Source organism: Ruegeria sp. BB6 (assembly GCF_056539385.1).
Genome location: NZ_JBQFUW010000006.1, coordinates 60,032 through 71,652, shown reverse-complemented (window position 1 = coordinate 71,652; position 11,621 = coordinate 60,032). Strand labels below are relative to the sequence as shown.

General features: G+C 59.2%; 9 protein-coding genes. 4 read left to right on the top strand and 5 right to left on the bottom strand.

All coding sequences use genetic code 11. The annotated features are described in order from the left end of the window. Window positions 1-7 precede the first annotated feature (7 nt). A complete protein-coding gene (gene leuB / locus ACR0B7_RS14530; RefSeq protein WP_170486151.1) occupies window positions 8-1,111 on the top strand; it encodes a 3-isopropylmalate dehydrogenase in 1,104 nt (367 codons plus the stop codon). Window positions 1,112-1,170: 59 nt separating this feature from the next. Here leuB and ACR0B7_RS14525 read toward each other — a convergent pair whose 3' ends face one another. Continuing rightward, a complete protein-coding gene (locus ACR0B7_RS14525; protein ID WP_170486152.1) occupies window positions 1,171-3,345 on the bottom strand; it encodes a PBP1A family penicillin-binding protein in 2,175 nt (724 codons plus the stop codon). Window positions 3,346-3,604: 259 nt separating this feature from the next. On the opposite strand from ACR0B7_RS14525, the gene ACR0B7_RS14520 reads away from it, so the two are divergent. Both ACR0B7_RS14520 and ACR0B7_RS14515 read left to right on the top strand, forming a co-directional pair. Beyond that, on the top strand, window positions 3,605-3,943 hold the full coding sequence (locus ACR0B7_RS14520; protein ID WP_170388666.1) for a P-II family nitrogen regulator: 339 nt from the start codon (window positions 3,605-3,607) through the stop codon (window positions 3,941-3,943). Between the two features lie 33 nt (window positions 3,944-3,976). After that, the gene (locus ACR0B7_RS14515; protein ID WP_170388665.1) at window positions 3,977-5,299 is read left to right on the top strand and encodes an ammonium transporter; all 1,323 of its coding nucleotides are present in this window, start codon (window positions 3,977-3,979) and stop codon (window positions 5,297-5,299) included. Window positions 5,300-5,845: 546 nt separating this feature from the next. On the opposite strand, the gene ACR0B7_RS14510 is transcribed toward ACR0B7_RS14515, so the two are convergent. The 3 genes from ACR0B7_RS14510 to ACR0B7_RS14500 all read right to left on the bottom strand — a co-directional run bounded on the left by ACR0B7_RS14510 (window position 5,846) and on the right by ACR0B7_RS14500 (window position 8,521). Beyond that, window positions 5,846-7,030: an amino acid aminotransferase gene (locus ACR0B7_RS14510; protein WP_170486153.1), complete on the bottom strand. Its 1,185-nt coding sequence runs from the start codon at window positions 7,028-7,030 to the stop codon at window positions 5,846-5,848. After that, window positions 7,030-7,884, bottom strand: coding sequence for a 3-mercaptopyruvate sulfurtransferase (gene sseA, locus ACR0B7_RS14505; RefSeq protein WP_170486154.1), 855 nt, complete (start codon window positions 7,882-7,884; stop codon window positions 7,030-7,032). The genes ACR0B7_RS14510 and sseA overlap by 1 nt, the downstream gene beginning before the upstream one ends. 73 nt (window positions 7,885-7,957) lie before the next feature. Beyond that, window positions 7,958-8,521: an XRE family transcriptional regulator gene (locus ACR0B7_RS14500; RefSeq protein WP_170486155.1), complete on the bottom strand. Its 564-nt coding sequence runs from the start codon at window positions 8,519-8,521 to the stop codon at window positions 7,958-7,960. 107 nt (window positions 8,522-8,628) lie between these two features. Here ACR0B7_RS14500 and ilvD point away from each other — a divergent pair, with 107 nt between their 5' ends. Further along, complete coding sequence (ilvD, locus tag ACR0B7_RS14495; RefSeq protein WP_170486156.1) at window positions 8,629-10,461, top strand: dihydroxy-acid dehydratase; 1,833 nt, start codon at window positions 8,629-8,631, stop codon at window positions 10,459-10,461. 202 nt (window positions 10,462-10,663) lie between these two features. Here the strand turns inward: ilvD and ACR0B7_RS14490 are convergent, their stop codons facing one another. Then, window positions 10,664-11,482: a sulfotransferase family protein gene (locus ACR0B7_RS14490; RefSeq protein WP_170486157.1), complete on the bottom strand. Its 819-nt coding sequence runs from the start codon at window positions 11,480-11,482 to the stop codon at window positions 10,664-10,666. Window positions 11,483-11,621: the final 139 nt, after the last annotated feature.

The window sequence follows — 11,621 nt, the reverse complement described above, 5'->3', positions numbered from 1 at the left end:
ATCCTTCATGTCCAACCCCTCGCTGCTGATCCTGCCCGGAGACGGTATTGGCCCCGAAGTTATGGCCGAAGTCCGCCGCATCATCGACTGGTTCGGCGCGAACCGCGGTCTGGCGTTCGACGTGAGCGAGGATCTGGTCGGCGGTGCCGCCTATGACGCCCATGGCAAGCCCCTGTCGGACGAGACCATGGCCAAGGCGCAAGAGGTTGACGCGGTGCTGCTGGGCGCGGTTGGCGGCCCGAAATACGACGATCTGGATTTCAGCGTAAAGCCTGAACGCGGGCTGCTGCGCCTGCGCAAGGAAATGGACCTGTTTTCCAACCTGCGCCCGGCCCAGTGCTTTGACGCGCTGGCGGATTTCTCGTCGCTGAAAAAGGATATCGTGGCCGGTCTGGACATCATGATCGTGCGCGAGCTGACCTCCGGCGTTTATTTCGGAGAGCCGCGCGGCATCTTCGAGAAAGGCAACGAACGCGTGGGCATCAACACCCAGCGTTACACTGAATCCGAGATCGAACGCGCCGCGCGCTCGGCTTTTGAACTGGCGATGCGCCGGAACAAGAAGCTGTGCTCGATGGAAAAAGCCAACGTCATGGAGTCGGGCATTCTGTGGCGCGAGGTCGTGGATCGCGTGGCCGAGGATTACCCCGAGGTCGAGCTGACCCATATGTATGCCGACAATGGCGCAATGCAGCTGGTGCGCGCACCCAAGCAGTTCGACGTGATCGTCACCGACAACCTGTTCGGTGATATCCTGTCGGATTGTGCGGCGATGCTGACCGGCTCGCTGGGGATGCTGCCATCCGCGTCGCTGGGCGCACCGATGGCCAATGGCCGCCCTAAGGCGATGTATGAACCCGTCCACGGCTCGGCCCCCGATATCGCGGGCCAGGGCAAGGCGAACCCGATCGCCTGTATCCTCAGCTTTGCCATGGCGCTGCGCTATAGCTTTGATCAGGGGGCCGAGGCTGACCGTCTGGAATCGGCAATCGAGAAGGTTCTGGCCGATGGTGTCCGCACCGCCGATCTGCTGGCCGAAGAAGGCGTGCAGCCGGTCTCGACCACCGAAATGGGTGACGCGATTCTGGCGGCGCTGGACGAAACCGTCTGATCAGGCGGCCAAACGCATTTCAAAGGCGGTGCCATGCGCGCCGCCTTTTTCTTTGCCGATCAGTTGCCGAAGATATTGTTCAACAGGTTGTTAATGGCGTTCTCGAACCCGTTGCCCTGCCTACGACGTTGCTGCCGGGGCTGCGCGGTTCGCACGGGCGGGTCCGGGGCCAACATCGGCAAGGGCGTCGGCGTCATCCCTTCGGTCACACGAAGCATGGTTTCCTTCCAGATTTCCGCAGGCAATCCGCCGCCAGTAACACCGGAAAGCGGCGTATTGTCGTCATAGCCCATCCAGACACCCGCCACGTAATCCGCCGTGAACCCGATGAACCACGCATCGCGCGCGGCCTGAGTTGTGCCGGTCTTGCCCGCCACCTGCCAGCCCGGAAGCTGCGCCCGCGCACCCGTGCCTTCCGAGACCACGCGCTCCATCATCCATGTCAGTTGCTTGGCCGCCTTGTCGTTGATGACACGCTCTCCGATGCCGGTCGTCGTCACCATCACGGGCGTCTGATCCCCCAGCAGCTTCAACTCGGTCAGACCATAAGGTTCCACGGACGAGCCGCCGTTCAGGATACCCGCATAAGCCCCGGTCATCTCGATCAGGGTGCTTTCCGACGCGCCCAGAGCAAGGGCCGGTCCTTCGGCCAGATCATTGGCAATCCCAAACCCGCTGGCAACGGTGCGCACGTTTTCAAGCCCCGCAACCTCGGCCACTTTGACAGCGGGTATGTTCAGCGAGTTCTTCAACGCATCCGCAAGCGTGACCCGGCCATAGAACTTGTTGGTATAGTTCTTGGGGCACCACTGGCCCGAACCGGGGATATTGATGCAATACGGCTCGTCCACGACCGTATCCAGCGGAGAATACCCAAGCTCTAACGCTGTCGCGTACACGAAGGGTTTGAAGGATGATCCGGTCTGTCGCAATGCCTGCGTCGCGCGATTGAACGCACCTGATACGCGCGTCTTGCGACCGCCGACCATGGCACGCACCGCCCCATCTGCGGACATCACAACAATCGCGGCCTGCGCCTTGGACCCTTCGCGAACTTTTTCCTGAAAGATGTATTGCAGCGCCTCCTCTGCCGATTTCTGCAGGCGCTGATCCAGAGTCGTCCGGATCACCACATCCTCGGTGGTGTTGCGGGTAAAGAACTCGGGCCCGCTGGCCATGACCCAATCGGCGAAATACCCACCTGCACGCGCGGCGGCGGCTTCGGACAGTTCCGCGGGACGGGTGCGGGCTTCGCTGGCCTGCGCGGGGGAAAGGTATCCCTGATCCTCCATCAACCCGACCACCAGACGCGCCCGATCCTGCGAGCGTTGCAGGTTGTTCGTCGGCGCATACCGGGTCGGCGCGACCAGAAGGCCCGCCAGCATCGCGGCCTCGGACGGGGACACCTCGGCGGCTGAAATTCCGAAATACCGCTGGCTGGCGGCCTCGAACCCTCGCGCGCCTGCTCCAAGGAACGCCCGGTTCAGGTAGATGGTGAGGATTTCGTCCTTGGAGTATTTGACCTCCATCGCCATCGCGTAAACGGCTTCCTTGGCCTTGCGCCACAACGATCCCTGACGACAGTCAGCTTCGTAGGCGGCCTCGGACTCCCAATCAGCCGGATCATAAGGAACGCCGAGGCAAAGCAGCTTGGCCGTCTGCTGCGTGATGGTCGAACCGCCATGACCTGACAGCGGCCCCCGGCCCTCGCTCAGGTTGATGCGCACGGCGCTGGCAACCCCGCGCGGGCTGACACCGAAATGGCGATAGAATCGCTTGTCCTCAGTCGCGACGACCGCGTGCTTGAGGTGCGGAGACACCGTATCGGCCGTAATGACCCCGCCGAATTGATCGCCTCGCCACGCAAATACCTTGCCGTCACGGTCCAGCATCGTGACCGATCCGCGCGCACGACCGTCCAGCAAGGCATCAACATCCGGCAACGTGCTGTAGACAACCCCTATCGCAAGCGCCAGCAGCAGGGCACAGACCGCGCCAACCCGCCAGGTCACACCCCAGACCAGCCGCGAAAGCCAGCGAAACATACGGCGGAAAAACCCGCCGCCGTTCTTGGTGGACTTGCGTGTTTTCTTGCGGGCCGTTCTGCGCGTCGTTGTCTTTCGCGCAGTCGCCTTCTTGCCTGCGGCGCGCTTTGACGCCGAGGATTTTCGCCCCTTCGACGGGTATCGTTTGTCCGCAACAAGAGGTTTCTTGCCGCGCCTGGACTCAGTCATGCTCAAGCTCTGCCCGGTTATCGTTTTGAGGCACCATACCCTGCCACACAGATGAAGTAGAGGTATGAAATACGCCTAAAAGCCTTCCTCAATTTGCTCAATTTTTAATCATTGCGCCGTATTTGTGCAAAAATTGTGCACCTTGCCACTATTTTCCCCAGCGTCCGCCCCCCTGAATCGTTCCTTACTGCGGTCAGGCGCGCTCTTTTTCTGCGAGTGCAAACCGACCGGACAGACCGGAGAAGCAGAGGGGACTAACGTGAAACTGATCATCGCGACAATCAAGCCGTTCAAGCTCGAGGAGGTGCGCGAAGCACTGACCGACGCTGGCGTACGCGGCATGATGGTGACCGAAATCAAGGGCTTCGGCTCGCAATCGGGTCACACGGAAATCTATCGCGGGGCCGAATACGCCGTGAACTTCGTACCCAAGATCAAACTGGAGATCGTAGTTCCCGCTGCGATGGCCGACCAGATCGTCGAGACCATCACCAAAACCGCCAAGACCGGAAAGATCGGCGATGGCAAGATTTTCGTCCTCGATGTCGAGCAGGCCCTGCGCGTGCGGACCGGGGAAACGAACGAAGAGGCGCTGTAAGCGCCCCCACTCACAATCACTCGAGGACTAACAATGAACCTGATGAAATCTCTCATCCCTGCTGCCGCGATCGTCGCGCTGCCGCAGATGGGTCTGGCGCAAGAGGCCGCCGACGGCGAAGCCGCGCTCCATACCCAATATATCTTCACCACGCTGCTGTTCCTGATGGCAGGGTTCCTGGTCTTCTTCATGGCGGCAGGCTTTGCCATGCTGGAAGGTGGCCTGGTGCGTTCCAAGAACGTGGCCATGCAGATGATCAAGAACGTGGCGCTGTTTTCCTTTGCCGCGATCATGTACTGGCTGATCGGCTTCAACCTGATGTACCCCGGCGACGGCTGGTCCATCGCTGGTTGGCTGGGCCCGTTCTTCTCGACCACATCGCTTGATGCCGTGGGCGTTGACCCCGCAGAAGCGGCGCTGGACTATGCGTCGATCGGTTCGGACTTCTTCTTCCAGCTTGTGTTCGTTGCCGCAACTGCCTCGATCGTTTCGGGTGCCGTGGCCGAGCGTATCAAGCTGTGGCCCTTCCTGATCTTCGTCATCGTCCTGACCGGCATCCTGTACCCGATCTCGGGTTCCTGGCAGTGGGGCGGCGGCTGGCTGTCTGAAGCTGGCTTCTCGGACTTCGCTGGCTCGACCGTTGTGCACTCGGTCGGTGGCTGGGCAGCTCTGGCAGGTGTCATCGTACTGGGCCCGCGCATCGGCAAGTACAAAGACGGCAAAGTCCACCCGATGCCCGGTTCAAACCTGGCGCTGGCCACACTGGGTACGTTCATCCTGTGGCTGGGTTGGTTCGGCTTCAATGGCGGCTCGCAGCTGGCAATGGGCACCGTGGGTGACGTTTCCGACGTGTCGCGCATCTTTGCCAACACCAACATGGCAGCCGCTTCGGGTGCAGTGACCGCACTGATCCTGACCCAACTGCTGTACAAAAAGCCTGACCTTACGATGGTTCTGAACGGTGCTCTGGCCGGTCTGGTCTCGATCACTGCTGAACCTCTGGCCCCGACCCTGTTCGGCGCTCTGTGGATCGGTGCAGTTGGCGGCGTTATCGTTGTCCTGACCGTTCCGATGCTGGACAAGTTCAAGCTGGACGACGTTGTCGGTGCGATCCCGGTTCACCTGTTTGCCGGTATCTGGGGCACCATCGCCGTGATCTTCTACGGTGAAGCAAGCCTGGGCACTCAGTTGCTGGGTATCGCAGCCTACGGTGTGTTCACCTTCGTCGGTGCGCTGATCCTGTGGACGATCCTGAAGGCAGTCGTTGGCATCCGCGTCAGCGAAGAGGACGAGATCAACGGCCTCGACATGGCAGAACTGGGTATGGAAGCCTATCCCGAGTTTTCCAAGGGCTAACGCCTGATCAAGTACCAAATCCGAAACCGGGCGTTCGCGCCCGGTTTTTTTGTTTTGTCTTTCAACAAATCATTTGAATTTAGGCGCTTACCCCAAGACTGCCGCTGTGAAACTGTCCGGAACAATTTCTGACTAAGTCGATTGCAATGAAACTTACTCCACCTCCTCGTATCAAACTTTCCAGACTCCGAGACATTGGCTGGCGTCTTTGGGATCCTATCGGCCTTTTGAAGCCGGAAGAGAATTGGAATGACGAGGACTGTCTATCTTTCGCCGACGAATACGATTCATATTTGATTCAGGCGGCTAGTCAGATCAGAAGAGAAACGAGTAAAGAGGATGTGGCTGAATACCTTGTGCAAATAGAACTTGTGCATATGGGACTTACGGAAAGACCCTGCACACGTGAACGTGCGGCACAGGTTGTAGACGCGATCACCAGCGACCCGAAAATTTGGACGTGGCCTGACGAAGATGGCCGTTTTCGATAGCGCGCAAAAAAGCCGCGCTGGAGGGCGCGGCTTTGATGTGTGTGGCAGATAAAGGTCAAACGCCGACGTCGACAATCGCCTTGGCCAGAATCGGAACCGTTGTCGCGTTCAGACCCGCGATGTTCAGACGGCTGTCACCCACCATGTAGATGCCGTGATCGGCACGCAGTTTCTCGACCAGCTCGGGTGCTGCACCCAGACGCGAGAACATGCCGCGGTGCTGGGCGATAAAACCAAAACGGTCCGAGCCGCTCAATCTTTGCAGTTCGTCAGCCAGTTGTTGGCGTAGACCCAGCATGGACAGGCGCACCTCTTCCAACTCGGCCGCCCAATCCGCGCGCAGAGCCTCGTCATTCAGGATCGTGGTCACTACACGCGCACCATGATCGGGCGGGAAGGAGTAATTCTGACGGTTCAGAAAGGCCAGTGTCGACTGGTTCAGCGCCGTATGCGCCGCATCATCGCTGATCGCCATCAACAGACCGGTCCGTTCGCGGTACACTCCGAAGTTTTTGGAACAGGACGCCGCGATCAGGCAACGTTTGACCGACGAGGCCACAAGGCGCGTGGCCTGCGCATCTTCTTCCAGACCGTCCCCGAACCCTTGATAGGCAATGTCGATCATTGCCACGAGACCAAGCTCATTGATGATGTTCACGACCTCTTGCCACTGAACCATGTTCAGGTTGGCCCCGGTCGGGTTGTGGCAGCAACCATGCAGCAGCACCACGTCGCCCGCCTTGGCAGTCTTCAGGTCTTCGACCATGCCATCGAAGTCCACGCCTCGGGTCTCGCCGTTGAAATAACGGTACTGGACGGTTTCCATGCCCAGATAATTCAGGATCGACAGGTGGTTCGGCCATGTGGGGTTCGACACAAAGACGCGCGCCGACGGGTTGGCCATGCGGATCATCTCAAACGCTTGCCGACACGCACCGGTGCCGCCGGGCGTTGCCACGGCCGCAATATTGCCGCGCGGGACCGAAGTGCCAAGGATCAGGCCGATCATTGCATCGGCATAGGCCGGATCACCGGCCAGCCCGGTATAGGCTTTGCTTTCCTGTTCTTCCAAAATGCGCTTTTCGGCTGCTTTCACCGCACGCATCACCGGGGTTACCCCTTCGGCATTCTTGTAGACGCCAACACCCAGGTCGATCTTTTGATCGCGGGGGTCTTCGCGGTACATCTGCATCAGCGCCAGAATTTTGTCGGCGGGCTGCGGTTTGAGGTTCTCGAACATCAGTTCTCTCCGGTTGCGACGGGCAGGGTCGGGAAGGCACCCCATTCAGCCCAGGAGCCGTCATAAAGCGAGTGGTCTTTCTTGCCCATGCGTTCAAGCGCAAGGCTGAGGATCGCGGCTGTCACGCCCGACCCGCATGAGGTGATGGCGGGTTTCGACAAGTCGACGCCTGCGGCCTCGAAAACGGCGCGGCAATCCTCGGGGGATTTCATCGTGCCATTCTTGTTCAGCAGCGTATCGAACGGCACATTGCGCGAGCCCGGAATATGACCCGAACGCAGCCCTTCACGCGGCTCGGTTCCGGTTCCTGCAAATCGGGCAGCTGAGCGCGCATCAATAATTTCGTGGTCGGCCAGTTTCGCCGCCGCCGAGACCTGAGTGACATCCCGCACCAGATGGTTTTGCACGCGCACCGTCATGTGGCGATCGCGGATAACCGGGGGAAGGTCTTCAATCTCACGCCCTTCGGCCTGCCATTTGGGAAAACCGCCATCCAGAACGGCCACATTGTCCTGACCCATCAGACGGAACAGCCACCAGACCCGTGCAGCGGACATCAGCCCAGCGCCGTCATAGACCACCACTTGATGACCATCCCCAACGCCCATCGCCCGCAGGCGCGACATGAATTTCTCGACCGGAGGCGCCATGTGCGGCAGGTCCGACCGGTGATCAGAGATTTCGTCAATGTCAAAGAACCGCGCACCCGGGATATGGGCCGCGTGATACTCGGCCTTTGCATCCCGCCCTTGCTGCGGCAAATACCACGACCCGTCCAGAACCCGCAGGTCCGGGTCCTTGAGATGGGCTGCAAGCCATTCGGTTGAAACGAGGGTTTTCGGATCGTCCTGCATCAAAGTCTCCCCAAAGCGAGCTTGGGTTTTCCCTATACGCGCAGGGTTGCGGGTTCAAGGCTGGATGGCGTTTTCAGGGGGCCGTTTCCATAACCACGGACGATGGATAGTGGTGCATGTTCAGAAATGCAGCGCCCTCATCACCCGCCCGATAGCCATGCGGCAGATCGGCGGCAAAGCGAAGACCCTGCCCGGCTTGCAACGGAACCCATTCGCCATCGCGTAGAATCTCAAGCGACCCGTTCAGCACAAAGACCTCCTCGGTCACACCGGCGGCATGGGCAGCGGATTCGTGGCTCTGGTTCGGGGCCAGATCGACATGGAAGGTTTCCGCGCCCAGCACAGGGTCAAAAGGAAAGACGATCTTGACCTCGATGCTGCCGGGAAAGGTCACGGTTCGGAACAGGCTGGCATCCGCCGGATCGCGCAGCGCCGACGATCCGATCAAAGCGCTGAGCGGCAGTTGGAACCCTTTGGCGATTTTCCACAAGGTGGCGATGGTCGGGCTGGATTCGCCGCGCTCGATCTGGCCTAGCATGGCCTTACTGACGCCCGTCAACTCGGCCACTTTTGACAGGCTCAAGCCGGTTGCCGCCCGCACGTCCCGCAGTTTCAGCGTAATATCGTCAGAGTCCATCTTAGCGTCCCGCGAATCCTCTTGTGCGTTATAGCGCACATGTGATACGTGCGCTATAACGTACGAACCCCAAGACATGCAACCCGAGGCAAAAGGGAAACAGCGTCATGCCACTCTACCGATCCAGAACCTCAACCCATGGCCGCAACATGGCCGGTGCCCGCGGCCTGTGGCGTGCAACCGGCATGGGCGACGATGATTTCGGCAAGCCGATCATCGCCATCGTCAACTCGTTCACGCAATTTGTGCCGGGTCACGTCCACCTGAAAGACCTTGGCCAGATGGTTGCGCGTGAAGTTGAGGCCGCTGGCGGCGTTGCAAAAGAATTCAACACCATTGCGGTGGATGACGGCATCGCCATGGGCCATGACGGGATGCTGTATTCGCTGCCCTCGCGTGAGGTCATTGCGGATTCGGTCGAATATATGGTCAACGCGCATTGTGCCGATGCGATGGTCTGTATCTCGAATTGCGACAAGATCACGCCCGGTATGCTGATGGCAGCCATGCGTCTGAACATCCCCGCGATCTTTGTCTCGGGCGGGCCGATGGAGGCCGGCAAGATCGACATCGCCGATCTGGATGTGAAAAAGATCGACCTCGTGGACGCAATGGTGGCCGCCGCTGACGACAAGTACACCGATGAGCAGGTCCAGCATATCGAGGAAAACGCCTGCCCGACCTGCGGGTCGTGCTCGGGCATGTTCACCGCGAACTCGATGAACTGTCTGGCCGAGGCGCTGGGTCTGGCGCTGCCGGGCAATGGCTCGACGCTGGCGACGCACTCGGACCGGAAGGAGCTGTTCCTCGAAGCTGGCCGCCGCATCGTCGAGATCACCAAGCGTCACTATGAGTTGGACGAAAAAAGCTTTCTGCCGCGCGAAATCGCGACCTTCGATGCGTTCGAGAACGCCATGAGCCTTGATATCGCTATGGGCGGGTCCACCAACACCGTGCTGCACTTGCTGGCCATCGCCAACGAGGGCGAAGTCGATTTCGACATGTCTGACATGGACCGCCTCAGCCGCAAGGTGCCCTGCCTGTGCAAGGTCGCGCCCAACACCGAGAACGTGCATATGGAGGACGTCCACCGCGCCGGTGGTATCTTCTCGATCCTCGGCGAACTCAGCCGCGCGGGGCTGCTGCACGAAGATTGCAGCACCGTGCATTCGGCGACGATGGGTGAAGCCATTGCCAACTGGGACATCAAGGTCGCCAATAACCCCAAAGCGCAAGACTTGTTCAAGGCCGCGCCCGGTGGTGTGCGCACCACACAGGCGTTCAGCCAGTCGAACCGCTACAAAGAGTTGGACACCGACCGCGAAGGCGGCGTGATCCGGTCCAAGGAACACGCATTCAGTCAAGATGGCGGTCTGGCCGTTCTGTTCGGCAATATCGCGCGCGATGGCTGTATCGTGAAAACGGCGGGCGTTGATCCGGCGAGCCTGACCTTCACCGGCTCGGCCTATGTCTGCGAAAGTCAGGATCAGGCAGTGAACGACATCCTGACCGGCAAGGTGAAAGAGGGCGACGTGGTCGTCATCCGTTACGAAGGACCGCGCGGTGGTCCGGGAATGCAGGAGATGCTGTACCCGACCTCATATCTGAAATCCAAAGGTCTGGGCAAAGCCTGCGCCCTGCTGACCGACGGGCGGTTCTCGGGCGGCACCTCGGGCCTGTCGATCGGCCATGTCTCACCCGAAGCGGCCGAGGGCGGGGTCATCGGATTGGTAGAAAACGAAGACCGGATCGAGATCGACATCCCAAACCGCTCGATCCAGCTTGTTGTGTCAGAGGAAGAGCTGGCGGAACGCCGCAAGATTCAAGACGAAAAAGGGTGGCAGCCTGCGGCACCTCGCAAGCGCAAGGTGTCCACGGCGCTCAAGGCATATGCCAAGCTGACTACGAGTGCCGCAAAAGGGGCGGTACGCCAGTTGTGATTCTGAAAGCCCGGTTCAAGGTGACTCTGAACCGGGTTTTCTAGACAACCAAACGCTCCCGCGCCCGAACTGAGCCATCGGCTGCGCCGATACTCCATTCGGTCTTGGGCCCGGCGCCGCGCTTTGCGCGGCGCCGGGCCCAACCAGAGGAGATGTCTCGTCAGAGACATTGACGATGAACGGGAGCATCCCCGGAATTGAATCAGTCGCCGAGTTTGGCGTGAACTTCATCCAGATCAATTTCACCAATTGGCATCTTGTTGGCCGGGTTCTCGAAATCATATCGAAAGAGATCGAAATCTTGTTTGTAGATTTCGTAGACCAGATGCATCGAGAGGTCGTCAAAATAGTCTTCGACCGGATGGGCGCGTTTGGGCCCGTGCCCTTCGGACTCGTTAAAGCGCGGGATATCGGACAGGTTCACCGCGTGGGGCGTTTCAAGGTGATCCAAGACACCCTGCATCCCGTCGTTGAATTTCTCGGTCCAGAAAATCTTGTCATATCGCCCGCCATTCGCGATGAAGGTCGAGACATGTCCTGACATCGACGACCAGTGAATATCCGGGTCCATCGGCCTGCGCCATCGGATCGTGTCTCGTGCGAACAGAAGAAACCGACGGAAGCTGGCGATCTGATCGAATTCGCCCTTGCCATCGTCGCCCCCGACTTCGATTCCATAGTTGTAAATCAGCGTCGGAACGAGATTGCCCCGGTACCGTTTTCCGTTTCGCTGAATTCCACAAATCTTGTCGAAAAAAGAACTTAGAATTCGCGTGTAAGGGTTCCGCACGCAGGTAAATGAATACCCCGCATGATCGCGGACAATTCTGGAAATTGCGTCCTGACTGGGCTCAAACGCCCATTTGTGCATCCCGTCACTTGCGTCGTGAATGTCACCCTCGAAAAACCGACCGTGATCCGAGTAGTACATGATTTGCCCTATGGTCGAGCAGGCGCACTTCGGCACCACACGGTAAACCATGCTTTCGCTCTCGGTCATCCATGTACCGGGAAAACCCATCTGCTGCGCCTCCTCTGCGGGTCAGAACTTGTTATTCGTGCCCGCTTTTGAAATCAAAAAACCAAAAATATTCTGTTTATTCAATCGTTCATCCTCAGTATCACGGTTGGAAACGGGCAGAAACGGAAATCATAGAACC

Coding starts and splice junctions, on each gene's coding strand:
- leuB (WP_170486151.1), top strand. CDS start 8: ATGTCCAACCCCTCGCTGCTGATCCTGCCCGGAGACGGTATTGGCCCC.
- ACR0B7_RS14525 (WP_170486152.1), bottom strand. CDS start 3,345: ATGACTGAGTCCAGGCGCGGCAAGAAACCTCTTGTTGCGGACAAACGA.
- ACR0B7_RS14515 (WP_170388665.1), top strand. CDS start 3,977: ATGAACCTGATGAAATCTCTCATCCCTGCTGCCGCGATCGTCGCGCTG.
- ACR0B7_RS14510 (WP_170486153.1), bottom strand. CDS start 7,030: ATGTTCGAGAACCTCAAACCGCAGCCCGCCGACAAAATTCTGGCGCTG.
- sseA (WP_170486154.1), bottom strand. CDS start 7,884: ATGCAGGACGATCCGAAAACCCTCGTTTCAACCGAATGGCTTGCAGCC.
- ACR0B7_RS14500 (WP_170486155.1), bottom strand. CDS start 8,521: ATGGACTCTGACGATATTACGCTGAAACTGCGGGACGTGCGGGCGGCA.
- ilvD (WP_170486156.1), top strand. CDS start 8,629: ATGCCACTCTACCGATCCAGAACCTCAACCCATGGCCGCAACATGGCC.
- ACR0B7_RS14490 (WP_170486157.1), bottom strand. CDS start 11,482: ATGGGTTTTCCCGGTACATGGATGACCGAGAGCGAAAGCATGGTTTAC.